Consider the following 26,416-nt stretch of genomic DNA (forward strand, 5'->3'; position numbering starts at 1 on the left):
GTGTTCAGAACGCCGTCAATTCTCCATAGAGAAAGGGATATGCCACATGACGAAGACTACCATCACCAGCTTGCCTGATCCATCCGGATTTTCGATTGACCCGCTGACCGAGATTTTACGATCCGGCGCGCGGCAACTCATTGAGCAAGCCGTTGAAGCTGAACTGGCCGCAATATTGGAGGCCTACAAACATGAAACCACGGAAGAAGGCCGCGCCCGCCTTGTCCGGCATGGGTATTTGCCTGAACGCGAGGTGATGACCGGGATCGGCCCTGTGAAGGTGCAAGTGCCTCGGGTGCGTGACCGTGGTGAGGCGGCCGAGAAAGTCCGGTTTACGTCATCGATTTTGCCTCCCTATCTGCGCAAGGCCAAGTCGCTCGAAGAATTGCTGCCTTGGTTATATTTGAAGGGCATTTCCACCGGCGACTTCCTGGAGGCGCTGGCAGCTCTCCTCGGGCCGAACGCAGCGGGTCTATCATCAACGACCATCTCGCGGCTCAAGGCTGAATGGTGGGAAGAATATGAGCAATGGCAACGCCGGGATCTGAGCGCGCGTCGGTTTGTATATGTCTGGGCCGACGGCGTCTATTTCCAGCCACGTATGGCTGAAGAAAAGCAATGCGTTCTGGTTCTTATCGGGGCTGACGAGTGGGGCCGAAAAGAGGTCTTGGGCCTCGTGGACGGCTTTAGAGAAAGCACCCAGAGTTGGCGCGAGCTGCTGCTTGACCTGAAACGCCGAGGTTTGAACAAGGCTCCGGATTTGGCCATTGGTGACGGGGCGCTCGGCTTCTGGGCGGCGTTGCGGGAAGTCTTCGGCACCACCCGCGAACAACGCTGTTGGTTCCACAAAACCGGGAATGTCCTCAACGCGATGCCGAAATCTCTGCATGCAAAGGCCAAAGGTCATTTGCACGATATCTGGCAGGCGGAGACGAAAGCAGATGCTGAGGCGGCTTTCGATTTCTTCGTCGCAGCTTATGGTGTGAAGTATGAAAAAGCGGCAGCCAAGCTGATCAAGGATCGCGACGTTTTATTGAGCTTCTATGACTTCCCCGCTGAGCATTGGAAGCACATCAGGACTTCGAACCCAATCGAAAGCATGTTCGCAACGGTTCGCCATCGCACTGGCAAAACCAAAGGCTGCCTAAGCCGCAAGACCGGCCTTGCAATGGCCTTCCGGCTGATGATGTCGGCACAAGCCAAATGGCGAAAATTGGACGGCGCAAATCGTTTGCCGGAAATCATCGAAGGGATTGCGTTTAAAGACGGGATCAAGCAACTTCAAAATGCCGCCTGATCTCTGGCGTCACCAACTTTTGGGCATAGCTCGACAGATTCCGCGCTACTTTCGAGCCACATTTTTCTGCCTGAAGAAATTTCGTCAGGGGTTAGTCCGTGTAGCTCCCCTCTGAGCTCAAAGGTCCCCGCTCCTTGAAAGCAAATTCTAGCAAAGTAGTCCTCACCTAACCGGCTAAACTTGTCTTCACAGCTTTCACACAGCAGTTTTTGTTTGAGTTGTTTCGAGGTTCTGACCGCTGTACCTCGCATGTGATCAACGTGGATCAGATCACTTTCAAATGGTTCGCCAGCCCTTCCTGCAGCCCTATACATGCTCTGTGGCATGATGTGACTGTTTTTCAGTTCCCGCTCTTGTAAACAAAGCGCGCAGTTTTTGGGCATGAAGAACTCTATGAACGTTTGGTTGGTTTTGACCGAGATCAACTCCTCAGATCCCAATGTGGACTTTGGCTGCAAAGCAGAAAATTGTCAAAGTGGGCTCTTTTGAGACTTTCACCGCAGCACCCATGCACAGCAGCTACGCGCAGGGAAGTGACGCCGCCAAAATGAATGGAACTCATCCGGACAGGTGATCTGAATCCGCGTCTCAGTGATGTTTGGGCGCGTCACGGCGCAGTGTGTCAGAAGGGCGTTCGCCAAACATGGCGCGATAGGTCTGTGAAAACCGACCCCAATGGTAATAGCCAAATTCCATGCTGATATCCGACACTTTCGTGTCACGCGGGTCTGACAGGCGGAGGCGACGATGCACTTCGCTCAGACGGCGCCCTTTGAGCATATCGTCTAACGTCATCTCTGTTCGTTCCAGACAGCAGGCACGCAGATCCGCACGATTTCGGTCCAACAGTTTTGATAAATGGTTGACGCTGAGCTTTTCAAAAGGAAGTGTGTCGCAAGCCACAAGAATATCCGACATCAGCCCGCGCGGAGATTTGCGTTGGCGTTGTCGCGTGGCGTCGCGCGCCCATAGCGAAATGCGGTCGATCAGGAGATCCGGAGCCAGATCGAGAACGGGTTGTTGCGCCAACCCCTGTCGCGCACTCTCTATCAGCGTCAACATCCAGTCTGCGATGCCATGGCCTGCCTGCGGAGGAATAGGGTTTGACCCTCTTGCGATCTCTTCCGACAGGGCGTTTTCGGCAAGGGTGAGCATGATGAAATCCGCATGGCTGTCGGTGAAGATGTGATACTCTTCATCTGCGACATGGATCATGCCCGTGCCCGCGCCGATTGCATTGTCCTGTCCCGCCATGGAAAGTCGTTGACCAAGCGAAAACCCGACGCAGATGGCGCCATCGGGGACACGGTAGAAATTCTCCATCTTTTGGTTCATTGTCTCGCGGCAGAGCGAGATTTGATGCCATTCCAATATCGCAATGTGCCCCTCGAACGCCCCCGGAGACAATTGCCGATACAGCTGTTTCCAGCCGTCGAGTCCACGTTCTTGATCGACGAAGTTGTCATATTGCACTTCTCTCACGAGGGTCTTGGTCTTGAGGTGTGTGTGCATTGTAAGCATCCGATATTGAATGTTTTTCTTCCTTCAAGACGCATTGAATAGGGGACGTCAAGCGTGGCGGAGCCCAAAGTGGCCAGATTTACAGGACGCATATTTTATGTGCGAAATAGTAGGATCAAAGCGGATAGCGCGGGCTGATCGCCAGCGCCTAAGGTGATCGCGAGACCATCACCAGGAGACAGATGATGAAATCTACAACCGCCGCTTTTGTGGCGCTTGTTGCGCTGACCGGACCGGCTTTCGCACAAGACGCCATTGAACCCGAAACACTCACCGTGAAGGAAACGATCGACGAAGGACCGAACCTGTTCGTGCTCAGTCAGGAGTGGAAAGGTCCGTCCTCGATCAACGTGTTGGGCGCTGAAGACTTTACGATGAAGGGGAATATGGGGCCGGGCACCACCGCACAGATGGTACTTTCTGTCGATGGCAAGACGATGTACACCACCTCGGTCTATTTTGAACGCTACACTTATGGCCCGATCACTAACGTCTTCCACACTTGGGACGTTGACACGCTCAAGATCATAAGCGAATTCGAGTTCGGCGATAAAATGGCCCATGTGGAAAGCCAGCCAGCGCTGCTCGCGCTGTCCTACGATGAGGCCTATGCGCTTGCTCAGAACGCGACGCCCGCGACCTCCGTGTCGGTGATCGACATCGCCGCGGGCGCCACGTTGACCGAAATTCCGACGCCGGGCTGCTGGGGCATCTTCCCATCCACATCTGGCATGAAATTCACCACGATCTGCGGTGATGGCACCTTCCAGACTTATTCTTATGCCGCCGATGGCACTTTTGGCGATCCGGGCAAGTCGGAGAAGATCTTTGACGTCGATGATGACGCGCTCTTCACAAATGGCGTGCGTGTGGGGGAGACCCTCGTTTACGTGTCCTATAACGGCAACCTCTATGTCGTCGATGACAGCGGTGAGTTGCCAGTACTGTCTGAGACCATCGCCCTGACAGAAGGCGTTCTGGGTAAATGGGCGCCGTCCGGCTCCGAGCTGATCGCCTATAACGCACCGACCAACACCGCTTTCGTGCTCATGCACTCCGGATCCTATGATGGGTCGCACAAAAACGGTGCGGAGCAAATCTGGGCCGTGGATATGGACAGCAAGACCGTCGTGGGTCGCGCCACCGCGCATCATGAAAACAGCATTCTCGTGACACAAACCGAAGAGCCGATGCTCTACGGCGCCAACGAGGACGGTGACGTCTATCTCTACACCATCGACATGGGCGACGAGGTCTTCCTCGAGCAGACCGAAGAGTTCAACATCGCAGGCTGGCCAACCATCATGGAGCTGGATCGCTGATGGGAGACCTGTCGCACCTCACCTCTGCAACTTTGACGAGCTTTCTCGTGCTCGTCTTGGCGCGCGCGGCCTTACACAAATGGCAGGCCTACTATGAAACGGTGGGATTTGCTCAGGGCTATGGGCTTGTGCCGCGTCATATGGTGCCAGTGATCGTGCGCGGACTGATGGGGGCCGAGATCCTCTCCGTCCTCGCGCTCCTCACCCCCTTCACTCGTCCCTTCGGCGGGCTGATGGCGGCAGGTTTGTTCCTGGGCTACGGCGCTTTAATGGCGGCGGCTTTGCTTCGGGGGCAGACTGAGATCGACTGTGGCTGCGGTGGCACGCCTCAGATCGTCTCGGGATTGACCCTCGGGCGCAATGCCGTGCTGACCGTTATGGCGCTCGCCGTCGCGATGATCACCACAGGGCCGCTTGGTGCGATGGGGGCAATCATTGCGATAACCGCCGGGATCGCGCTTTTCGCAATCTACGGCGTGGCAGAAAAACTCGCTTCCCATCTCCCCCACATCCGGCAGGCCGGATGAGAGAGGACAGAACGATATGAACATACTTATCTTTTCCAACATCGCCCTGTGGGTTGTCGTGCTGGTGCAGATCGCGATCATCTTCGCGCTCGCCCGCCAAATCGGCATCCTGTTTGAGCGGGTCTCTCCGGTGGGCGCTATGATTTCGGACAGCGGACCGGACATTGGCGAAACCGTGCCGCAGATGACTCTCCCCAATCTCAACGGGTCTGAATTTGCACTGGGCGGACCAGACGGACGGGCGCTGCTTGTGTTCTTCCTCTCGACTACCTGTCCGATCTGCAAGGCGCTCTTGCCTGCGATCAAATCGATCCGGGACGATGAACATGGCTGGCTCGATGTCGCGTTGGCTTCCGATGGGCGCGAAGCGGCGCACCGTCGGCTCATCGAGGCGGAGCATTTGCAAAGCTTCCCCTATGCGCTCTCCTCCGACCTCGGCATGACCTTCAAGGTCGCTAAACTGCCCTTTGCTGTGCTCATCGGGCCAGACGGCAAGGTGCGCGCCAAGGGTCTCGTAAACTCTCGTGAACAGCTCGAAAGCCTGTTCACCGCCTCCGAGACCGGTATCCCCTCTTACCAGGCTGCGGTCGCCCACCAGATGGGTGCCACTCAATTTTCCTCCGAAAGGATCTGATTATGACCAGACTGCTCGACAAACTTCTTAAGACCCTCGACAAAAGCGTCGAAACCGGTGCCCGCACCGCCGCACGCAACCTTGGCCGCCGCAGCTTCATGGCAAAGGCTGGAGCTTCGGTTCTGGGCGCTGCCGTGGCGACCCCGATCCTGCCCTTTGACCGACGTGCCAATGCCTCTGAACTGCCGGAGGACGAATGCTCCTACTGGCGTCATTGTGCCCTCGATGGCAACCTCTGTTCCACTTCCGGTGGCTCTCTGACGCAATGTCCTCCGGGTTCGTCTGCTTCCTCCGTCTCCTGGGTCGGCACCTGTTCGAATCCGGATGACGGCAAAGACTACCTCGTCGCCTACAATGACTGTTGCGGCAAACCGCCGGTGGATTCCGCTGCCTTCTGCTACACGTCTGAAGGTGAACGTCCGGGCTATCGCATGGGGCTCTACAACGACATCAACTGGTGCATGGCGAACACCGATAAGGGCTACCACTGCACGGTTTCCGTGGTTGTGGGCTTGGCGGAGTAATCTGACGTGCGCCATTTGACGACACTCACGGGGGCTGCGGCGATTACCACGGCCCTCCTCGTCCTCCCGGTCTCCGCCGAAACGCCGGAGGAGTTGTTCGAAATTCACTGCGCCGCCTGCCACAACACGGGCGGCATCGGCAATCCGGGCCTCGCCCCGCCGTTGAACCGCCCCGCCTTTTGGCAAGCCCTTGGCGACACCGCGCCCGAATATCTCGCCGGCGTGGTGGTGTCAGGAATGACGGGCAAACTGGATGTGCAGGACCAGATGTATATAGGCCTCATCATGCCGCCTGTGGCCAGCACCACCGACGAGGAACTGGTCGAGATCGGCAATTGGGTGCTTCAAACGCTCGGTGAGACCGATGGCGCCATGACGCAGGCTCGTCTTGATGCCACGCGGGAGGCTCGTCCCTCTCATGCCGATTTGCGGGCCATGCGCCCCTCTGTCGATTAAGCACTTGGACGGAAAGGAATGAGCATGCCTTTTTTGAAATCTCTGAGCGTTTTGATCGCGCTTCTGCCCGCCGCGCTTGCAGCCGCCGATCAACCCGCGCGTAGCCCGCACACGAATTACATCCTGCGCTGTGCGGGTTGTCACGGGTTCGAGGGCTTAGGCACGACAGAGGGGGACATCCCGGCCTTTCCGGACAGTGTCGGCTACATTGCGGGCACCGAATTGGGCCGCACCTATATGATGCATGTGCCCGGCGTGGTCGGGTCGTCGCTCAATGATCGGGAGATCGCCGAAGTGATGAACTATGTGCTCGATGTCTGGGGCGAAACTGAGGGCGAGGCTCCGCCCGCCACGTTCACCGAAGAAGAAGTCACTCGCCGCCGCGTCGAACCTGTGCCTGACGTGGTGGCCTATCGTCGCCTTGTGGTGGATGAACTTTCCGCCATGGGGGTGACCGTCGCGGATTATCCATGGCCTTGAGATGCCTTGAGGAAATGGGCCATCACACGGCCTTCACTGCGGGCAGAACATGGTTGCCCATCTCGTCAATCACCGATTGCGCCCCGCGCTACGAGGACAGGTTCTGTCTCAAACTTCTCGGTCGGGTTAAGGGGCAGGTCGATGGACATATTTATGCTGCCAAGCTCGCGAAGGTCTGGGGGCGGGCCTCCGGTCGGGCGTGCCGAAGCCTTCAAGATCAAGTTTAGAGTGCCATACCGCCGCATGGCCGGCTTGCGCCTATCAACGACACTCGCGTTGGCCGCAGCGAATACAGGTGCAGCACATGCACTCGGCCCATAGCCGACCTTGGCCCAAAGAGCGGAAGCCGCATTGCGGCGTCACCGAAGCTGACATTCATGGATGGCGCTTTGAGAGATCTGATGTCCGCAATGCGAGACAAAGCGGACCTCGGAGCGAACGTAGCATCTGATCGCTCGGCTGGCTTACGTGAGGATGGCCCTTACCGGCCATTCATCGTTTCCGATTGCACCTCAGTGCAGCTTCGCCAAGCCGGACTTTGGCTGCGTTTGCATTATCAGCTTTACGGTGAGAGATAGCTATTGCGGATTTTCAGATAGAATTTCAGCGACTACTTCCGCGAGTTCATACCCTTCGCGCACATAGACCACTCGGACACCATTGCGTTTGCATTTCGCAAGTTTTTTGCGATCTCGCTCTACATTCTTCCGGAAAGCCTCTTCCCCTCCAAAAAACTCTACTGGCCGGTCGTGCTGTTCACCCTGATATTCAACGGCTACGCCTCGGTCAGGCATAAAAATATCAAGATGCTGCCGCCCAAGCCATTTGGGCCTGCCGTGCTGGATGACCGTTTCATCAGGAAAGGCATCCCGAACTTCGTAGTACAGCGCGGTTTCTGCTACCCAACCCTCGCCAACGCGGGGAATATCCCGTTCCTCTCTGAAGGTGTTTTCAGCCTCTCGCATCAATTCAACGCACAGCTTTTCCGCGCTTGGGGAAAGACTGAAACTGTAATCCGTTGGAGACTTGGCCAGCACATAGCTGGCGTGCCCATTGAACAGTGGCATCCCATGCGGGTGAATGTGCGCATCCTTCGCCCATTCTATCAGGAGGTTCCGCGCGTTGCGTGCTTGGATCTGCTCAACCTGTGGTTCAAGAAATGCGACAACGTCCTCGATGTTGTCGCGTCCAAACTTTGTAAATTTCGGGCCAAAGAGAGTTGCAATATCCAAACCGGAAACAACTTCGCCTAGCTTCAGCTTGAGACTCAAAATTCTGTCAGTCTGCATAGAGTTTCGACTTCCAAGCGGAGGCTGAGGCTTTGTTAGCAAAGCTTGCTCTAACTCCCCTAAACCTGTGAACACATCCCCAGCCCAAAACAGAAAGTAGAATTTCTTTTCATTGGGTGCCACTTTGGCCAGCTCCAATAGCTGTTCGGCCCCCTCTTCCCACATTTTGCGCTTCTGCTGGGTGCCAACGTCCACCAGATCATAGAAAGAGTTTTTGTCCTTAACTGTAGGCAGGGCTGAAATTATCTTATTTGCCCTGCTAAACAGCTCATCAACTGTTGTTCTGCCTTCCATCAATCACCGCGCAATTAGTAAGCCCAAGCGTTCTTTGCGAACAGCTCTATTTCTTCCGGGGAAACAACTTCAGGCACAGCCTTGGGCTCTGAAACAATGATCTTTTTTACGTCCAATGCCTTTTTGAGGTCGTTGCTACTTATCCAGTCACTCTCCCACAGCGCGGCGCTGTGTCCGTTGACGATCTGACAAATATTCTCGGTGCTATCCAGCTCGAATCCTACCGCTTCGGGCTTGGTCACGCGCTGCAACCAGATTTCAAGATACCCGTTGTAGGGTACGCGGCGCATCTTTTCCCGAACCCGCTCCCACAACCCCTCTTTATCTTCTTCCTTGGCAAGCGAAATTAGGTGGCTGAGGATACCCGCGATCGCTGGAAACGCCTGCGGCGACGTCACACCAAGATCGGTTGCAATAGCTATCTGAACTTCAAGATCATCGGGAACTTCTGTTTGCTTCACGATCTCATTGTGAAATTCAGTTACTAGCCGCCTAAGCGCTCCGCTGTTGGGGAAGCGCCGCCCAAACGAGTGCAACCTAAGAAGTTGCTTTTGAATAGTTTTGGCGTTGTTTGTTCCTAAGTCTTGGAGTTCAATCCCGGCCAACTTGTCGGGTTTAATCGCCCCTTCCACCACATTGGGCGACACGACCGTTTTTGCAACGCCAAGCTTCATCCCGACAGATCGTAGCTTGTCACTAACGGACTTTAAGATTGCTTCAGCTCGCACATCACTGTTGGCGAAAATTCGGTAGTCATCCCGGTATCTCAAAATTCGGAAGTCGGTCGGAGCCCCTAGTTCTTCCGTGAGCTGAGAATCTACCCAGCCAAGCACCAGCTCGGCAACAAAATCCATCAAAACTGAGCCTTGAGCGATCCCATTTGTCTGCCCATATCGACTCGACTGAATAAGGCCGTCGATTTGGTTTCCTAAGAGCTTTTTGTCACCCTTCTTCTTTTTAGCCTCTTCCAGACCGTGCAACGCCCAAGCGATACTGTGAGTGTAGAGCGATCCGTAACAGTCGGTAACATCTGTGTGGATTAGGTGGCTATAATCGAGCGAGTACTCAATGGATCGCTGCTCTACCGCATGCCACCAATTGCGAACTTGAGCGGCTTGGCCAGTCTCTTCGTCAATCGACATAACCGGCGACCCACAACAAACAACTGCCCCGTTTTCAAAAGTGGCTAGCCTAGCTGTAATCTGTGCCCAGTTGCCGGGGGTACAGATCAAATCCACCAGCGCCACATAGATGGCCGGATGTATCAGTTCATAGGGACGCCACGAAAACCGTCCGTCTTTGTTGGCAGTAAAACTGTAGTTGACGTGGCTAAACTCGGCTGGCTTGTCGGCCTGAAAGTCAGAGAGCGTTTTCCCGGCCAGCACCGCGCTAACATCTGTAAGTATAGGCTCAAAGCTAATGTATTTGGGAAAGTCCCCGTTGAAATAGCTGCTTCCTTTTAGGAAGTGAGTGTGGGCTTCGTCGTAGCTGGCGTCTATCAATCGTTTCATATCTACTCTCGCCAAATAAGAGGTTTCAAATCGGATTCAGGGCACAGTATTCAAGACAAAAACAGGATCACAAGTACAAGAAAATCCCTGACCCACATCAATTTTTGCTCCTATGCTGTCATAATTTCAGACTATGAATTGTCAGCCTGCATTCTCTGCCGCCTGTGACGCCCCCCCAAAGTCTGCTTTGCTTTTAGATTTATTGGCCGTGACAAGCGCAGCGAATGACCGGTTCCCGCCGACGGCGTCGAACGGCGCGTCCGACGGAGGCACAATCTCAAAAAGGGGTTTGAGGCTGCATGTAGCAAAGGTGCCCTTCCAGTCCATGCTATCCGGCCGTCTGCAGAGGTAATCCATGCCTTGCCTCGCGTCTGGATTAACTCAACCACCGGAAACCGTAGCGTGAGAATATCCAAGGACAAAAGCTCCTCAATATAGCTTCTTAAAATGGATGACAGGTTAGGGGCGGTCTATCCAATGGTGACAAAGGCTGGGGCCGGCAAAACTTCCCAGCAGATGATCAGTCCTGATACTCATATTGAAGATGTTTTCACTGGAAATGCAGTGTTTCACCATAAATTGCGCACATCAGACACAACGCCACAACATATAGATTTAACGTCGTCTTCGCAGGATTTTCACCCCGATTCCGAGACAACTTTAACCCGATTTACAGCCTCAATGCGTCCAGGGCATCCGCCGGTTGGTGGAGAAATTCTCGCCATAGCCTGCGGGGCGGATGTTGTGGCTGCGTTTGTGGGGCTCTTGCACGACATAATCGATCCCGTGCTCTTCGGCATAGGCGATGGCATGTTCCTTGCTGTCGAATTTCAGCCGCACCTGCGTCTGGGTGTCTTTGGACGAGGTCCAGCCCATCAGCGGGTCGATGTCGCGGTTGGAGGCAGGGGCGAAATCGAGCAACCAGTGTTTGGTTTTGCCTTGGCCGGACTGCATCGCGTTGCGGGCGGGTTGATAGATACGAGCGCGCATCAGGAGACTCCTTTGTTCCTTGCCCCGCTTATCCCTGTTTCCGCAGACCGTTTCAAGCCTTTCGCACAGGGTCATGCCCAGCGCCCGACAAAAAAGACCCCGCCGAAGCGGGGCATATCAGGATGGCACAGGGAGATCAGGGGACTGTCCGACCGGATGCTAGGGGAGTGAGGGGGGACTTGGTGCACATCCGACCGGAACAGTTTCGTTTGCTGCTTGTAGGATCAGACTAGGCGCGAAAGGTTGTATGACGCAAGAATTAAATACCGTTAAAGTTGTATTATTCGATTCCTCCATCTTCTTGGGGCTGAAAATCCCGCATCTTCCTGTCACACTCCTGCATCTTGACGCCCCTACCCCGCGCAATCGCATTTCGACGCGGTCCGAGGCTTGAAAGGCGAACAAAAAGGGATCATTTGTTAAGGCACCCCTGCCCGCCGCCTGCGACAGCCCGAGGAGCGCCTATGGACCCGCTGAAGATGACCGACCCGCCCAAAGAGGCCAAAAGACGCCCGAAACTCGAAGGCGGCAAACGCTTTGTCATGCACAGCACCTTCGAACCCGCAGGGGATCAGCCGGTCGCGATCAGGGAATTGTCGGAAGCCATCGAAGCCGGAGAGCGCAATCAGGTGCTCTTGGGGGCCACCGGCACGGGCAAGACCTTTACAATGGCCAAGGTGATCGAACAGACCCAGCGTCCGGCGATCATCCTCGCGCCGAACAAAACGCTGGCCGCCCAGCTTTACGGCGAGTTCAAGGGCTTCTTCCCCGAAAATGCCGTGGAGTATTTCGTCTCCTACTATGACTACTACCAGCCCGAAGCCTATGTTGCGCGGTCGGACACGTTTATCGAGAAAGAAAGCCAGATCAACGAACAGATCGACCGGATGCGCCACGCGGCCACACGCTCGCTTCTGGAACGCGACGATGTGATCATCGTGGCCTCGGTGTCCTGTATCTACGGCCTCGGCTCGCCGGAACTCTACATGGCAATGACGATTGATCTGATGATGGGGCAGGAATACGACCAGCGCCAGCTCATGAGCGATCTCGTCGAGTTGCAATACCGGCGCAATGACACGGCCTTTGATCGCGGCTCGTTTCGGGTGCGCGGTGACAGTGTGGAAATCTGGCCCGCCCACATGGAGGACCGCGCGTGGAAACTCTCGTTCTTTGGCGAGGAGCTTGAGAGCATCACCGAGTTCGACCCGCTCACCGGCAAGAAAACCGACACGCTGGAACATGTGCGCGTCTACGCCAACTCGCACTATGTCACGCCGAAACCGACGATCAAACAGGCGATCAACGGCATCAAGGCGGAGTTGAAACAACAGCTCACACGGTTCACCGATGAGGGCAAACTGCTCGAAGCGCAACGGCTGGAGCAGCGCACGAATTTCGATCTTGAGATGCTGGAGGCTTCGGGCTTTTGCAACGGGATCGAAAACTATTCGCGCTATCTCACGGGCCGCGCTCCGGGCGAACCGCCGCCCACGCTGTTTGAGTTCATCCCCGACAACGCCATCGTCTTTGCCGACGAATCCCACGTCTCCGTGCCGCAGATCGGCGGCATGTATCGGGGCGACTTCCGACGCAAATCGACTCTGGCAGAGCATGGCTTCCGCCTGCCCTCCTGTATGGACAACCGTCCGCTCAAATTCGAGGAATGGGACGCGATGCGCCCGCAATCCGTCTTTGTCTCCGCCACGCCGAAAGACTGGGAACTGGAACAATCCGGCGGGGTCTTTGTCGAACAGATCATCCGGCCCACGGGGCTTTTGGACCCTGTGGTGGAAATCCGTCCGGTGGGCACGCAGGTGGACGACCTGCTCGACGAGGCCAAACGCATGGCCGAACTGGGCCGCCGCATCCTCGTCACCACGCTGACCAAACGCATGGCCGAAGACCTGACCGAATATCTCCACGAACAGGGCGTCCGGGTGCGCTATATGCATTCGGACATCGACACGATCGAACGGATCGAGATCCTGCGCGACCTGCGCCTCGGGGCCTTTGACGTGCTGATCGGGATCAACCTCTTGCGCGAGGGGCTCGACATCCCCGAATGCGGGCTGGTCGCGATTCTGGACGCCGACAAAGAGGGCTTCCTGCGCTCGGAAACCTCGCTGATCCAGACCATCGGTCGGGCGGCACGGAATGCGGACGGGCGGGTGATCCTCTATGCCGACAAGATCACCGGCTCCATGCAGCGCGCGATGGACGAAACCAACCGCCGCCGCGCCAAACAGATGGCCTATAACGAGGAACACGGCATCACGCCGCAGACCGTCAAGAAGAACGTCGACGACATTCTGGCCGGTCTGTATCAGGGCGACGTGGACATGAACCGCGTCACCGCCACCATCGACACTCCGGCGGCGGGACAGAACCTGCAAGCCGTGCTGGAAGGCCTGAAAACCGACATGCGCGTGGCCGCCGAAAATCTGGAATTCGAAGAAGCCGCACGGCTGCGCGACGAAATCAAACGTCTGGAAACCGTGGACCTCGTCCTGCACGAAGACCCGCTCGCGCGGCAATCGGCCGTGCAAGAAGCCGTGGCCGATGCCAAGGAAAAAAGCGGCCGCTCAACCGCAGGCCGCGCAGGGATGCGGGGAGGCAAGGCTGGGAGGGGGAAGAAGAGGTGAGGACGGTGCCAGAGCCTCACCCCTAAAGCGGGAAGGTGCCCCCTCTCCGCTTCACACATTCAACCCAGTGCAGGCAAACCTTTCAAATGCACCCGCCCGCGCGACCAATGTCCGCGCACAAGAAGGTCTTGCTGGCGCAGGATTTCGAAGTCATCCTCCCAGTCTCGATAGCGATCATTCGTGATAATCCGGATATTATCGAATTTTGCCATTTGAAGAATAAGCGGATCGGCAGGCGTCCCGCGCGGGGACACCAGAACCTGTTTAGCCGACAGTCCGAGTTCATTCGCCAACCGGCCCGGCCCCATATATTTATCCGACACCAGATATCCCACATTGGCATCAAACCAGACAACCGGCACATACCCCTTCGTGATGGCCTCATCGACAGCCAGCCGAACCGTTTTCAGCTTCGGGGTTCTATTGTGCCAATACATAACGTTTGACCCATCAAGAATGACAAAAGTCGTCCGCTTCCGAAACAGGCGCTTGAGCGCGACAACAACCAGAATGACAACAGCGACACCGGCCAAATACGGCCAGTAAGGGAGCGCGACCTGAACCCAGGGTTCTCCCGTAATCTCTTCAAACACTTGGAAATACTCTCCGACGCAACATCAATATCCGCACCATAGGGGAACTAAAGCCGGTGGGACAAGTCTCTCCGCTTCAAACACTCCAATTCAGACCTTGGCTCAAAAAAGAATGCCCAAATCACTGATTTGGGCACGCGCCTGACCCTCCCCCCAGGGGAGGGCGCGTTTCACGCCCCCACCCCTAGGGTCATGCGCGACATCACGCAACGAATTCACCTCTGCCTTCAATACACACCCTCCACGTCATACATCACCGGCTCGAAGGATTTGCACATGCCGTTGATGACGCGGTTGCGTTTGCGCATTTCTTCGGTGCGCAGCATGGCCTGAAAATCCTCGCGCTTTTGCCATTGCGAATAGTTGGCAATCCGTGTCTGGGCGTCGTTGATATGCAGCGCCGCCGAGATAAACCCCGGCTGTTTCGAGATCACCTCCGCATAGGCCGACTGCAACGCCTCCATGAGGTCATGCGCCGAGCCGGGTGTGGTCTCGAATGTGGTCAAAACGGTTTGACATGGCTGGCCGATTTTAATGACTGGCATGGTTTCCTCCCAAAATCCTGCTTTCCCCTCTATCACTCCGCCCTGAAAAACGGCGCAGACAGGGGATGTCGCGAGCATAGCATGGATCACGCGCAACGCGAAAAGGTTGGGGCGGGTCTGTTTCAAAACGCCACGCCAATCCTTATCGTTTTACTCTGGAAATAAGAAACGCGACGCAGTAACCTGCCACCATGAGCAAAGACAACATCTCCCCCATCCGCCCGACCGACGATGACGCAAGGCATTTGGCCCGCAACCTGATTGAGGAGGCGCGGATCGCGGCTTTGGCTGTGGTGGACCCTGACAGCGGCGCACCGATGGTGACGCGCATCAGCTTTGGTCTCGGCGCGCAAGGAGCATGGCTGACGCTGGTCTCCGACCTTGCGGCCCATACCCGTGGTCTGTGCGAAAACACGCGGGTCGGGCTGCTTCTGGGCGAAGCGCCTGCGAAGGGCGACCCGCTGGCCTTTCCGCGCCTGTCGGTGCAGGCGGAACCCTGTTTCGTGGCCCGCGACAGCGCCCTGCACCAAGCCCATCGGGACGCATGGCTCGCCCATCACCCGAAATCTGCGCTCTATGTCGATTTTCCGGATTTTTCCTTTGTGTCCCTGACGCCGGTCGGGGCCGATCTCAACGGCGGCTTCGGCAAAGCCTATCGCCTGTCTGCGGATGATCTGCACGGGCAAAGCTGAAAAACCGGACAGCCTTCGCCATCCGGTTTCTCCCAGTCCATCACAATCCCAGCGCACCGATCAGATCGGGCGGCCTCAAATCGGGCGGTCCATGCGGGTCACAAGATTGACCGTGCCTTTCACCGCCTCCTCGAAGCTCAGCAAAATCTGGTTGCTCCCGGCACCATAATTCACTGTGGCATAGGGCGTTGTGAACACCGCGTTGTCACTGGCATCCGTCAACGCATTGCGAAAGACCACGCTTTCCACCACACGCGCCCAGCCGCCAAAGGGCAGATAGCCTGACGGGTCGAGCACCCAAGAGGTCGAGGCCGTGTTCTGGGTGAACTCCAGCGACACCGGATTGATCGTGTTCTGGCTCACCCCGTTAAAGGAATTGCCCTCGAAGGTGACATTGCGCGAGGAATTATACTCCAGATCGGCAAATGTCGTATCCACCCGCTCCACACGTTCGATAAAGCCGTTCAGCGATTTGAACGTGTTGTTCTGCACCGCCAGCCCTTGCAGGAAATGGCCCGACCCATAGGGCTTGATCACGATCCAAGAAAACGCACTGGCGCTGTCGTTGACCGTGAAAATATTGCCCGTGATGGTCAGCCCGCCAAAGGAATATTCCGCAGCAAAATCCGGCGTGGCATCGTGTTCGTTGGTCATTTCGATGAAGGAATTGTCTATGTAATTTCCGGTGATAGCGGATTTCACATTGGGATAGGTGAAGACCAGCCCCGCTTTGCGCGGACTGTCGGGGAAGTCGTCGCCCTGAAACCAGTGGTTGCCGACAAACATATGACCGTTGCCATAGACTACGCCCGTGTGCCCGAAACGCTGGAACCGGTTGTCGCGGATCTTGGCGTCATTGGCATTGACGTTGAAGGCGACGGACTGACGCTCCTCGGCGCGCAATGATTGCTCGTTGGAGACAAAGGCGCAGCGGTCGATATGCAAGTCCTGACAACCGCCCCCGATTGAGGTCACGCCACGGTTCAGCGGGGATTTGATGTGGCAATCCCGCAGGTGGAAATTGTTCCCGCCCGGCGCCAGCATCACCCCCGAGGCCCGACCGTTGCACAGCAGCTCCACATCGAAGAGCTGGAACTGCGAAAGCTTCGAGAGGCCCGAAAAGTCGAACACATATTTGAACCGTGTGAACGTGTAGCTCTGGGTCGCATTCGGCCCGTAGAGCGGATGGTTCAGCGTCAGGGACTGGTTGCCGACATTGACGGATTCAACATAGACCTCCCGCCCGACACCGGTGCCGGTCACGAGGCTGCCGACCTTGATATTGGCGATATTGCTGACATTGGTCAGCGTGCGGGGATTGGCCGCGTTGTAGCTGGCCTGAGAGATGACCTCCTCCGTGTCCCAGTCGGTAGAGCTTTGCACATTGATCTGGCCATTGCGGATCACGCGGCGCACTTCAAGCGTGTCGGCTCCCGAAATCTCGGCAATATCCAGCGGCGCGTATAGCTCGATCCGGCGGCCACGCATGTCGAGACTGTCGTGATCCGTATAGTAGAACATCGCCTGAATGGCGCGTTTGAACCCTTCGACCTCGTCCCCGAAAGCATCGATATAGGCGTTCAGATGGAAGTCATGGCGCAGGACAAGACGCGCCTCCTGCGGCATCAATACCGTGCCGTCGAACACCACTTCTTCGGTGAAGGACACCGTGCCGCTGAGGTAATACTCCCCTTCGGGCACAAGGATTTTGCGCCCTGCGGCGGCGGCATTGGCGGCGTTGAATGCGGCCTGACAATCAGTCGCACCATCGCCCACAGCGCCGTAGTCGCGCACGTCGATCACGCCGGAACTGTCGCTCAGGAACCATGCGGAGACATCCTCGATCTCGATATCGTCGATCCGCACCGTGCCCCCGTTCGCGCCGGTCAGATCAAGCCCGAAATGTCCGTAGACTGCATCCAGCCCCCACGGCATATCCACACCGCTGCGCGCACCGGAGCCGACAATGGCCGAGACCTCGACCACCTCGCCATATTGCGTCAGCGCCACTTCGCTGCCCGTTTCGGTCACGCCGGAGACATGCGACAGGGCGCCATCCCCCGCCCAGCCCGCAATCCGCACGGAGGGAAGATTGCCGGAGACCGCCTTGATCCGCGCCTTGATCCGCAGATACATGCCCGGCTGCAACGGGGTCTCCCCCATGTAGCGCAGCTTTGTCACCGTCTCCGTCTTGACCAGTTCCAGACAACCGCCGAAATCGGCATCCGCCGTGACCAGCGCGGCATTCGCAGCCCCGTCATAGGGGGCCGACCCCGGAGTTCCGTCCTCGCTGGACCACAGATCCAACCCGCTCACAAACGCCGGCGGCATCAGCGCCAGCCCTTCAGTAATGGCCTTGTTCATCCGAACCCCTTTCAATCCATCAATTCCACACGCACCGATCTGCCGGACGGTCCTGACCCGAAGCACAGCACCTCCGGCCAAACCCGGTCGGGATCACACGTCATCACCCCTCGAAGCGCACAGCCCCGAGACGGCAAAAGGTCTACATGAACAGGATCACCCCCCACTTAACCCGCCGCACGCCCGAACCGGTCACGGCGCAACGGGGGGAGAGGATGTCGGCAAACACCGACATGATATGACTATGACCTAGGGGAAGTTTGATTTGGGAAAGGTGACACCTACACCGGAATCGGACATAATTATTTCGATAGGACATTAAGCGACAGAAGTCGCAGCGAACTTCATACATATTGAGACTATAAAATTAGGAAGAACAATGAGACTTGGAATAACCTCTATTTTGCTAGCTTCGTCTCTTTCTTTGGCTGCAAAAGCACATGCCGATGTATGTGATTACAAACCCTCTGCTTTGGTGGGCAAGACGGCGACTGCGGTCGGGGCAGCAATTGCAGGAGGCGGTGCCGTCGCAGGAGGGGCGATGCAAGCAACGGGATATTATACCTTGGTGCATGCAGGGTCAGGTCTCACCATGCTGGGTTCTACAGCCGCCGGTGCTTCTGCTGCGGGCACGACAGGCATCATAGCCGGAACTGCGGGGACCATAGGCTCCATCGGAGCGATTTTAATGGCTCCCGTCACCATAGTCGTAGGTGGCATTGCAGTCATTGGCGTAGGGGCCTTCGAAGGTGCTTGTTATTTTCAGGTAGAACGCATCACAGATCCCTATCAAGTGCGCGAAATCATAGAGAGCGTTGCGTCCCAAGATGAGGCCGTATCCATTGTTTCAACAGAGGAGGGCGACGCAATGAAATTGAGCCTTGCAGGACAGTCAGAAACATATCTGCTTCGAAAGTTATATATTGCGGATGGGCAGTTGATGCATCGGGATTTCGGCCCGAATACGAACCTCGGACCCGTCTTGTTCAAATCTGAAACGATGGACGAGTAACACTCTAAATGCATCTCAAAACCTGCACGGCTCGGAAAACGGCGCAGATGTGCCCCGCCCTAAACACCAACAAAAAAGGCCGCCCACAAGGGGCAGCCTTTCAATCGGTAGAGACGCGCAGTCGGAGCGTTACGACAACTCGCCGTTCAGGCCCTTCTCAATGAGGGCGATGGTCTCGTTGACGCCATAGAGTGCTGCGAAGGAGCCGAAGCGCGGGCCTTGGCTTTGGCCCAGAAGCACTTCGTAGAGCGCCTTGAACCAGTCGCGCAGGTTTTCGAAGCCGTGGTTCTTGCCGACCGCGAAGACGATGCTTTGCAGGAAGTCCCCGTCGGTGAAATCCGCTTCCGGCAGCGGCTCGTCATTGCCCATCGCCGCATTTTTCTTGGCGATCATGTCCAGCGCCACATCGGCAGAGCCGAAGGCCGCTTTGAGGTCTTCCATCGCGGCACGTTCGGCGTCACTCGGGGCGCGGAAGGTTTTCTCGGGCTTCACGAAGTCGTTGTAGTAGCGCAGCGCATAGCCGACGGCGGCATCCGTTTGCGGATGGCTCTCGGGCGTGGCTTCCGGCGCATAGCGTTGCAGGAACTTCCACAGATGCGCTTTTTCTTCGGCACCGGCCACGGAGGCGAGGTTGAGCAGCATGGTGAAGGGCACCACCATGTCGGAGGCGGGCACATCCTTGCCGTGGATGTGGAACACCGGATTTGCCACCTGCTTGGCCGCGTCCTGTGTCGGATAGGCGCGCAACTGCTGGTGGTATTCATCCATCGCCCGCGGGATCACGTCGAAATGCATCCGCTTCGCCGTTTTCGGCTTCTGATACATGAAATAGGACAGGCTCTCCGTCGAGGCATAGGTCAGCCATTCGTCGATCGACAGCCCGTTGCCGGAGGATTTGGAGATTTTCTGACCGTTGGCGTCAAGGAACAGCTCGTAGGAGAAATGCTCCGGCTTTTTGCCGCCGAGGATTTCGCAAATCCGGTCATAGATCGGCGTGTTGGTCGAGTGATCCTTGCCATACATCTCGAAATCAACGCCAAGCGCTGCCCAGCGGGCGCCGAAATCGGGTTTCCATTGCAGCTTCACATGACCGGCGGTGACAGGCAGGGTCCATTCGCGGCCAGTCTCGTCGTCAAAGGTGATGGTGTAATCATCCTTGTTCACCTCTTTCATCGGCACATAGAGCACGCGGCCGGTTTCGGGGTGGATCGGCAGGAAGATCGAATAGGTCGCCGCACGTTCCTCACGCAGCGATTTGAGCATGACTTTCATCACCTCGTCATATTTGTCCACGGCGCGTTTGAGCACCTCGTCGAACTGACCGGATTTGTAGAACTCGGTCGCCGAATAGAATTCGTATTCAAAGCCGAACGTATCGAGGAACCGGCGCAGCATGGCGTTATTGTGGTGGCCGAAGCTCTCGAACTCGCCAAACGGGTCCGGTACGGAGGTCAGCGGCTTTTGCGCATTCTCCTTGAGCATCTCCTGATTGGGCACGTTGGTCGGCACCTTGCGCATCCCGTCCATATCGTCGGAGAAACAGATGAGCCGCGTCGGCACATCCGAGATCACCTCGAAGGCGCGCCGGATCATCGTGGTGCGCAACACCTCGCCAAATGTCCCGATATGCGGCAGTCCCGAAGGGCCATAGCCCGTCTCGAACAGCACGTAATCCTTCGCCGCGCCCTTCTTCTTGGATGCCTCATAACGTTTGAGTACCTTCCTCGCCTCGTCAAAAGGCCAGGCTTTAGAGCTCATACCGGCTTCACGCAGGTCCGTCATGGTTCGCAATCCTTTTCTCACGCGGGTCGCTCCCGCAAGGCGCAACTCCTATTGAACCCCCCCGCTTCCGTCAATATTGTTTGACCGCACACGCCCCATGAGGAGCCAATAAAATGAACGATATTCCACATTCCCTGAATCCGCAGGACTGTCTTGTCGCTGTCATGATCGCACAATCCATGTCCGACGAGAACATTCGCACCGCCGAACTGGTCACGATCGAGAATATCGTCAACCATTTGCCGATCTTCGGAGAATACGACCCCGACCGGATCAAACTGGTCTCCTCCACTGTCTTCGATCTGTTTTCCGAGGAAGACGGGCTGGACGCATTGTTCGGCCTGATCCGCGACAACCTGCCCGACTACCTGAACGAAACCGCCTATGCGCTGGCCTGTGATGTCGCGGCGGCTGACGGGCATACCTACGAGGCAGAACTGCGCCTGCTCGAAGAGATTCGCTATGAACTCAACATCGACCGTCTCCATGCAGCCGCCATCGAGCGCGGCGCACGGGCGCGTTATATGCTGCTCCATCAGGCGGAAAACGGGGCTTAGTGCCTCAAGTTTTTTTGAGATACGCTTTAACCGTAGACACCGGCCCAGCGTTCGATCAGCGCCTGTTGCAGCTTCTTCGCCCGTGTGTTGAAGGTCCGCGCCCCTTGCGGACGTTCGGCCACACCTGCCGCCTTCGCCGCGCGCCGTTTCGGCAGGTCTGCGGCAAAGGTGGCAAATGCCATACGCTGCCCGCCCGGTGCATCGACATAGCCCGCAAGACCGGACACGAAATCCAGCGTGCCGGTCTTGGCATGAACGCTAACCGGATGGTTTTTCACCACATTCCCCTGCCCGTCACGCAAAAGAACCGGCTTCATCAGCGGTGCAAGCGTCGCCTCCACGCCTGCGGCTCCGAGCATATGTACCATGTCCACCGCTGTAACCTCCGACGCGCCGCCGAGCCCCGAGTGATCCACCAGCGCGATATGGCGCATCCCGAACCTCTGCCGCGCCCAGTCGCTCATCGCTGCAGCCGATGCCGAAAGCGAGCCGGCCGCCACGCCCCGCGCACGGCTGGCCGTCAACCCCAACACTTCTGCTGTCAGGTTGGTCGAATATTTCAACATATCGCGCACGATCACGCTCAAAGGGGCGCTCTCGATCCGTGCGACCTCTTCACCCGCACCGGATTTGCGCTGCCCCTGCGGCAGGCGTAGCCCCTGCGCGCGCGCCACCGCCTGAAACACTTCCGCCGCATAGAGGCCGGGCAGACGCACAGGCAGCCACCGCGCCCCGCCATTGCCCAAGGCGCTTTGCGCCACGGTCCATTCATCGCGCCCCTGCCCTGCGACATGGTCGAAAACCGGCAGGTTGCGCGCCGCCACTTTCACCCGTGCGACCTGCACATCCGGCGCGAAGCGTTCTGCGCGGGCGTCCATCTTGAGGCTGTAGCCCTCGCCCTGCCGTTTCCATTCGAAATGCACGCGGTTGTAATTGAGGTTCAGGCCGGACACCGTCGGGTTATAGCCCGCATATTCCGTCTGCTCCGTGTCGATCTGTGCGATTCGTGGCAAGGCCGTGTCATCAATGAGCAAGCGCCCGCTGACCCCCGTGATGCCCTGCGCCACCAGCTTGCCCGCAAGCGTCGCCAGACCATCGGTGTCCAACGTCGGATCGCCTCCGCCAACAAGGATCAGATCGCCCTGCACCACGCCATTCACCACCGGTCCGCTGCGCAGAACGCGGGTTATGAAACGATACTCTGCCCCGAGATGCTCCAGCGCATAGAGGCTGGTCACGGTCTTGGCCACAGAGGCCGGCGGCAGGCGCAAGAGCGGCGCGTGGGTCTCGTAGACCTCCCCTGTCGCAGTATCGGCCACGGCAAAACTCACCTGACCCGACAGTTTGGACGCCTCAATCAGCGCCTCGGCCGTGGGGATAGACTTCCGGTAAAGATCGGCCGGACGCGGTTTCGGCAGGGGCGAGGCCACAAGCCCTTCGGCCAGAGCCGATTGAACCAGCCCGACCTGCGCCGCGCCACCCAACAGCAACCCCAGCATCCCGCGCCGGTTGATCTGAGAAACCCTGTGTTTTGTCATGCTGCGAGTTAATCCTGCGCGAGGCGATTGGGCAAGGCGGGAAAACCGCGCTTTTGCTCCCCCTCCCGCATTTTCCGCTGTGCGCGTGTGCCGCGCCTCAGCTCAGTCCCGCGTCCAGCCGCCCTGCGCACGGATTTCCGTCGACGAGGCATCAGACATCGGCACATTGATGAAACACCAGCACGGCGGCTCGCACCGGCCTAAAAGCCGCGAGGCGCGTGACGGGAGTTTTGCATGGGCAAAGCTCTGCGCCGCCATGGAATTGCGCGCCGCGCCGCGTGTGCCGGGACGTGCGATCACCCCTACGGGCGTGGTCTCCATAATGCTGCGCCAGTCCTGCCACAGATGGAACTGCGCCAGATTGTCCGCCCCCATGAGCCAGACGAAGTGCACATCGGGATAGAGTTTGCGGATCGCCTGCAAGGTCGCGGCCGTGTAACGTGTGCCCGTGCGGGCCTCGATATCCGTCACCTCGACCCGCGGGTGATCCATGACCTGACGCGCCCGCGCCATCCGCTTGCCCATCTCAGCAGGCCCCTGCGCCTTCAACGGGTTGCCGGGGCTGACCAGCCACCAGACCCGATCCAGATTGAACCGCTTGAGCGCCATCTTGGTGATATGCACATGCCCTTCATGCGCAGGATCGAACGATCCCCCGAGCAAGCCAATGACCTGACCAGAACGTGCATATGGCAACTCACAACGCATGTCGCCCTGCATGGCCGCACGGGTCGACGCTGTCAATGTTTGAGAGGTGTGGAAAGGGACGAAGGCCGGTGGATTTAGGGCAAGAAGGAGGGCAATGCCGAGCGATTTCTTACTTCCAGCGTGCATATCACCCAAACGGCAAAATCCACCCGGAGGCGGCTAACTGATTGTAATTGTGTTTCAATTACTGGTTGCGGGAGAGCGCAACCGCCGCAACTTACCTGTGCTTATGTGTGCAATCTAACAAAACATCCCGGAAAGGCTTCAATCATTGCGCCCTTTCTAAAGAACGTGACCCGAATATAACGTGAGTGTCTAGCAAGACACTGGCGCACGGTCATGGTTGGCCTCGACCTTTGTCAACTTCGCATAAAAGACTAACTACCGACCGCAACGCACTCAGGCGATGTAGGAGGACGTTCAAAGATTTCCGTTGTGATGTCTTTTGCCAGTCGCGCATCCAGCGCTCCGCGATTGAGAAGGCGATACCAGAACGCGCCATGGATCATGGTTGAAATCATTTCCGGATTGCGATCAGGCAAAAGCTCTCCACGCTCTTGTGCCCGATGCAGCAACGCGGTGATCATCTTTTCACGTGGCAAGACGAAGTGTGTATAGAAGGAGGCATTGAATGTCACATCCTTCTGCGCAGCGGCGATAATGGAACACAGAGTGTCGCGGTCTTTGTTCAGATGTTCGAAGACATTGATCAGAAACTCTTCCAACGCCACGCGACACCTTTTGTCCTCCTCCAAGGCGGGTTGGGCGGCGTAATTGCCTGTCTGCTCGAATACGGCCTCAAGGACGAGATCGGCCTTGGTGTTCCAGCGATTGTAGAGCGTTTGTCGGGCCACACCGGCCTCTTTGGCAATGGCCGCGATGGATACTTTCTCGTAGCCGTTTTCCCGAACAAGGTGCAGTGCGGCGGTTTTCAACGCTGCGCTGGCTCTCTCGTCTGTCGGCCGCCCGCCCGATACTTTCTTCGTCATGCACATATCCTGTTCAATCACGCAGACTGACCTTACTTGCTTGTGAGACTTTAGTCTATTAACTGAATTTAGACCAAAGTCTACTAATCCAACAGGAACCATAATGTCCCGAATATCCCTTACGCCGAAGCACGCGGCGGCCATCACAGCAAGCTTGGGTTTGCTGTCCATCTTTCCCCCACTGGCAACAGATATGTATTTGGCCGCGCTCGGTGATTTGGCGACATCTATGTCCGCTACACACACGGCAGCCGAATTTTCTCTGTCGATCTTTTTTCTCGGGCTATGTGTCGGTCAGCTTTTGGTTGGCCCCTTGGCCGATGCCTATGGGCGCAAACTGCCGCTTCTGGCCGGAACAGCCCTGTTTACAGCAACCTCGATTGCCCTACCGTTGCTCGACGATATCGTGTGGTTCAACGCCTTGCGGTTTGTCCAAGCCATTGGTGCAAGTGCCGGCATGGTCGTCGGTCGCGCCGTGGTCAAAGACCTCTACGAAGGGCGGCGGGCGGCTCAGGTCATGACGGTGCTTGTGATGTTGCTGACGATTGGTCCGATCGTGTCTCCAACACTGGGCAGTTTGCTTCTTGAGGCCTTCGGTTGGCGTTCGTTTTTTGCGCTCATGGCCCTGATCAGCGTTGTCGCCTTTGTCCTGACCCTGATTGTCGTGCCCGAAACACTCCCTATCGAAGAGCGCAAAACACGGCCATTTGCCCATGGTGCCCGCACGGCGGTGACACTGCTTTCACAACGCCGTTTTGTCATCATGGTGCTTGTATCGGGTTTGGTGCAGGGCGGAATGTTCGCATTCATTACGGGATCATCGGGCGTGTTTCAGGGGATATTTGGTCTAAGCTCGATTGGCTTCGGCATCATGTTCGCTGCGATTGCTGCCGCATTGATCGTTTTCGGAAAAGTGAACGGTATCTTACTCAACTTCCACAGCCCGAACCGGATCCTCACGGTCGGATTGCCTGTCTATTGGGGCGCGACACTGCTCCTGACCCTGTTCTCCGGTACAGAGACACTATGGATATTTGTTATTCCTCTCTGGATTTCGATTGGCATAGTTGGATTGCTTTCGGCCAATGCCATGTCGATCACAATGGAGCTGGCCGAAGCGGGCGCAGGCATGGGCTCGGCTTTGCTCGGAGCCGTACAGTTTGCCATCGCATTTACCGTCTCGTCCTGCGTTGCCATCGGAGGCACAGCCACGACTCTGCCGATGTCCCTTGGCCTCTTTCTCCCAGCAACTCTCGCGACAGTATTGTTCTTTGTCTTAGGAAAGCGCGCATAGCATTAGGATCGTGTCGGGAAAATACTGTATTTTCATCCCTCACATGGGGGTAGTTGCCCCAAGAGAGAGATATCAGTCAACCGATCGTTGAAGGACAGAGCCCTGCGGTGACGCATGTTGTGACTACGCAAGGCCACACTGCCGGGGCGGAAAGCTTGCCCCGGCATCGCGCTTGTTTAGGTCAGCCCCGAATAACCCACTGTTTAAAAACCGGCTCCAATTCATCGCAGACCCCGAGGATGAGATCGCGGGACTGGTAGGGACCGGCATCATCAATCGTCGGGGAGACGGTCACACATTGCGAGGCATCAGCAGCAAGGCGCATTTCCATGCTGGTGGCATCATAAGTAAAGTGTTGTGCCGGATCCGCTTCATCGCAGGCGATAAGTCCGAAAGGGTTTTCGGCATTGTCTGGCGCGTTATAGGCCATGCACAAGCCCTCGTAGGTTGCAGATTCAATCATGCCCGTATCAGGTAAATAAGAAAACAATACGTCGTCTCCCTCCGGCTTGCATGAATGCGCGTGAAGCTGGTCACTCAACTCGCGGCCTTCCGTGTCGATACACCACCCGAGCATGGCTTCTTCGCCCAGGTTGTCGGCGAGATGGATGACTGGGCCGACGGTTTGGATGGTCGGAGCTTCGGCAAACGACAACTGAGGAAGTGTCAGCCCCAACGAAGCGGCGATGAGGGCGGTGGAGATTGAACTGCTTTTTGTCATCTTTCGGTCCTTTGGAGGTTCATCATGATGTTCGGATCGTTCGTTTCGGGGTTAACTCTGTATTCCGCTCTGGAGTTTCCAATACCCTCCTTGCAACTCCATGAGCTGCTCGTGCGTCCCCGTCTCGCGCA

Annotated in this window: 25 protein-coding genes; 12 read left to right on the forward strand and 13 right to left on the reverse strand. The window is 57.0% G+C overall.

Annotated elements, in window-relative coordinates; translation table 11 throughout:
* Positions 1-46 precede the first annotated feature (46 nt).
* Positions 47-1,297, forward strand: a complete 1,251-nt coding sequence (locus BM152_RS16790) for an IS256 family transposase (RefSeq protein ID WP_066602155.1) — start codon at positions 47-49, stop codon at positions 1,295-1,297.
* Here BM152_RS16790 and BM152_RS16795 read toward each other — a convergent pair.
* Both BM152_RS16795 and BM152_RS16800 read right to left on the reverse strand, forming a co-directional pair.
* A complete protein-coding gene (locus BM152_RS16795; RefSeq protein ID WP_139222527.1) occupies positions 1,282-1,722 on the reverse strand; it encodes a hypothetical protein in 441 nt (146 codons plus the stop codon). The two genes, BM152_RS16790 and BM152_RS16795, sit on opposite strands and share 16 nt — an antisense overlap.
* Positions 1,723-1,885: 163 nt before the next feature.
* Positions 1,886-2,809, reverse strand: coding sequence for an AraC family transcriptional regulator (locus tag BM152_RS16800; RefSeq protein ID WP_066602159.1), 924 nt, complete (start codon positions 2,807-2,809; stop codon positions 1,886-1,888).
* A gap of 191 nt (positions 2,810-3,000) precedes the next feature.
* Between BM152_RS16800 and BM152_RS16805 the strand changes: the two genes are divergently transcribed.
* From BM152_RS16805 to BM152_RS18850, 6 genes are read left to right on the forward strand one after another with little or no spacing between them, the layout of a single operon-like run.
* Positions 3,001-4,140, forward strand: a complete 1,140-nt coding sequence (locus BM152_RS16805; protein WP_066602165.1) for an amine dehydrogenase large subunit — start codon at positions 3,001-3,003, stop codon at positions 4,138-4,140.
* Positions 4,140-4,667: a MauE/DoxX family redox-associated membrane protein gene (locus BM152_RS16810; protein ID WP_066602167.1), complete on the forward strand. Its 528-nt coding sequence runs from the start codon at positions 4,140-4,142 to the stop codon at positions 4,665-4,667. Before BM152_RS16805 ends, BM152_RS16810 begins: the two co-directional genes overlap by 1 nt.
* A gap of 16 nt (positions 4,668-4,683) precedes the next feature.
* Positions 4,684-5,301: a redoxin family protein gene (locus BM152_RS16815; RefSeq protein ID WP_066602169.1), complete on the forward strand. Its 618-nt coding sequence runs from the start codon at positions 4,684-4,686 to the stop codon at positions 5,299-5,301.
* Between the two features lie 2 nt (positions 5,302-5,303).
* A complete protein-coding gene (locus tag BM152_RS16820; RefSeq protein WP_066602176.1) occupies positions 5,304-5,825 on the forward strand; it encodes a methylamine dehydrogenase light chain in 522 nt (173 codons plus the stop codon).
* A gap of 6 nt (positions 5,826-5,831) precedes the next feature.
* A complete protein-coding gene (locus tag BM152_RS16825; RefSeq protein WP_066602178.1) occupies positions 5,832-6,281 on the forward strand; it encodes a c-type cytochrome in 450 nt (149 codons plus the stop codon).
* A 24-nt stretch (positions 6,282-6,305) separates the two neighbouring features.
* The gene (locus tag BM152_RS18850) at positions 6,306-6,761 is read left to right on the forward strand and encodes a c-type cytochrome (protein WP_066602184.1); all 456 of its coding nucleotides are present in this window, start codon (positions 6,306-6,308) and stop codon (positions 6,759-6,761) included.
* 578 nt (positions 6,762-7,339) lie between these two features.
* On the opposite strand, the gene BM152_RS16840 is transcribed toward BM152_RS18850, so the two are convergent.
* The 3 genes from BM152_RS16840 to BM152_RS16855 form a co-directional block, all read right to left on the reverse strand.
* Positions 7,340-8,344 carry a hypothetical protein gene (locus tag BM152_RS16840; protein ID WP_066602188.1) on the reverse strand — a complete coding sequence of 335 codons (1,005 nt, stop codon included), beginning with the start codon at positions 8,342-8,344 and terminating at the stop codon, positions 7,340-7,342.
* Between the two features lie 14 nt (positions 8,345-8,358).
* Positions 8,359-9,855 carry an RNA-directed DNA polymerase gene (locus BM152_RS16845; protein ID WP_066602189.1) on the reverse strand — a complete coding sequence of 499 codons (1,497 nt, stop codon included), beginning with the start codon at positions 9,853-9,855 and terminating at the stop codon, positions 8,359-8,361.
* 678 nt (positions 9,856-10,533) lie between these two features.
* Positions 10,534-10,845, reverse strand: a complete 312-nt coding sequence (locus tag BM152_RS16855; protein WP_066602193.1) for an ETC complex I subunit — start codon at positions 10,843-10,845, stop codon at positions 10,534-10,536.
* 464 nt (positions 10,846-11,309) lie between these two features.
* Here BM152_RS16855 and uvrB point away from each other — a divergent pair, with 464 nt between their 5' ends.
* Positions 11,310-13,490, forward strand: coding sequence for an excinuclease ABC subunit UvrB (gene uvrB / locus BM152_RS16860; RefSeq protein ID WP_066602196.1), 2,181 nt, complete (start codon positions 11,310-11,312; stop codon positions 13,488-13,490).
* Positions 13,491-13,549: 59 nt separating this feature from the next.
* Here the strand turns inward: uvrB and BM152_RS16865 are convergent, their stop codons facing one another.
* On the reverse strand, positions 13,550-14,083 hold the full coding sequence (locus tag BM152_RS16865; RefSeq protein WP_066602199.1) for an NYN domain-containing protein: 534 nt from the start codon (positions 14,081-14,083) through the stop codon (positions 13,550-13,552).
* 227 nt (positions 14,084-14,310) lie between these two features.
* Positions 14,311-14,628, reverse strand: a complete 318-nt coding sequence (locus BM152_RS16870; RefSeq protein WP_066602236.1) for an antibiotic biosynthesis monooxygenase family protein — start codon at positions 14,626-14,628, stop codon at positions 14,311-14,313.
* Positions 14,629-14,819: 191 nt separating this feature from the next.
* Between BM152_RS16870 and BM152_RS16875 the strand changes: the two genes are divergently transcribed.
* Positions 14,820-15,320: a HugZ family pyridoxamine 5'-phosphate oxidase gene (locus BM152_RS16875; protein ID WP_066602200.1), complete on the forward strand. Its 501-nt coding sequence runs from the start codon at positions 14,820-14,822 to the stop codon at positions 15,318-15,320.
* Between the two features lie 75 nt (positions 15,321-15,395).
* On the opposite strand, the gene BM152_RS16880 is transcribed toward BM152_RS16875, so the two are convergent.
* Positions 15,396-17,684, reverse strand: coding sequence for a glycosyl hydrolase family 28-related protein (locus BM152_RS16880; RefSeq protein ID WP_066602203.1), 2,289 nt, complete (start codon positions 17,682-17,684; stop codon positions 15,396-15,398).
* A gap of 379 nt (positions 17,685-18,063) precedes the next feature.
* Here BM152_RS16880 and BM152_RS16885 point away from each other — a divergent pair, with 379 nt between their 5' ends.
* Positions 18,064-18,696: a hypothetical protein gene (locus tag BM152_RS16885; protein WP_139222528.1), complete on the forward strand. Its 633-nt coding sequence runs from the start codon at positions 18,064-18,066 to the stop codon at positions 18,694-18,696.
* 129 nt (positions 18,697-18,825) lie between these two features.
* On the opposite strand, the gene BM152_RS16890 is transcribed toward BM152_RS16885, so the two are convergent.
* Positions 18,826-20,478 carry a lysine--tRNA ligase gene (locus BM152_RS16890; RefSeq protein WP_066602208.1) on the reverse strand — a complete coding sequence of 551 codons (1,653 nt, stop codon included), beginning with the start codon at positions 20,476-20,478 and terminating at the stop codon, positions 18,826-18,828.
* A 113-nt stretch (positions 20,479-20,591) separates the two neighbouring features.
* Here BM152_RS16890 and BM152_RS16895 point away from each other — a divergent pair, with 113 nt between their 5' ends.
* Complete coding sequence (locus BM152_RS16895) at positions 20,592-21,035, forward strand: tellurite resistance TerB family protein (RefSeq protein WP_066602211.1); 444 nt, start codon at positions 20,592-20,594, stop codon at positions 21,033-21,035.
* A 26-nt stretch (positions 21,036-21,061) separates the two neighbouring features.
* On the opposite strand, the gene dacB is transcribed toward BM152_RS16895, so the two are convergent.
* From dacB to BM152_RS16910, 3 genes are all read right to left on the reverse strand, one after another.
* Positions 21,062-22,573 (reverse strand): D-alanyl-D-alanine carboxypeptidase/D-alanyl-D-alanine endopeptidase, encoded by a 1,512-nt coding sequence (dacB, locus tag BM152_RS16900; protein WP_066602213.1) that lies wholly within the window; start codon positions 22,571-22,573, stop codon positions 21,062-21,064.
* A 102-nt stretch (positions 22,574-22,675) separates the two neighbouring features.
* A complete protein-coding gene (locus BM152_RS16905; protein ID WP_066602241.1) occupies positions 22,676-23,281 on the reverse strand; it encodes a nicotinate-nucleotide adenylyltransferase in 606 nt (201 codons plus the stop codon).
* A gap of 377 nt (positions 23,282-23,658) precedes the next feature.
* Positions 23,659-24,270: a TetR/AcrR family transcriptional regulator gene (locus BM152_RS16910; protein WP_066602216.1), complete on the reverse strand. Its 612-nt coding sequence runs from the start codon at positions 24,268-24,270 to the stop codon at positions 23,659-23,661.
* A gap of 103 nt (positions 24,271-24,373) precedes the next feature.
* On the opposite strand from BM152_RS16910, the gene BM152_RS16915 reads away from it, so the two are divergent.
* Complete coding sequence (locus BM152_RS16915; RefSeq protein ID WP_066602221.1) at positions 24,374-25,564, forward strand: multidrug effflux MFS transporter; 1,191 nt, start codon at positions 24,374-24,376, stop codon at positions 25,562-25,564.
* A 181-nt stretch (positions 25,565-25,745) separates the two neighbouring features.
* On the opposite strand, the gene BM152_RS16920 is transcribed toward BM152_RS16915, so the two are convergent.
* Complete coding sequence (locus tag BM152_RS16920) at positions 25,746-26,285, reverse strand: hypothetical protein (RefSeq protein ID WP_066602223.1); 540 nt, start codon at positions 26,283-26,285, stop codon at positions 25,746-25,748.
* Positions 26,286-26,416: the final 131 nt, after the last annotated feature.

Origin of the sequence: Celeribacter halophilus, from assembly GCF_900114135.1 — a bacterium.
Lineage (GTDB): Bacteria > Pseudomonadota > Alphaproteobacteria > Rhodobacterales > Rhodobacteraceae > Celeribacter > Celeribacter halophilus.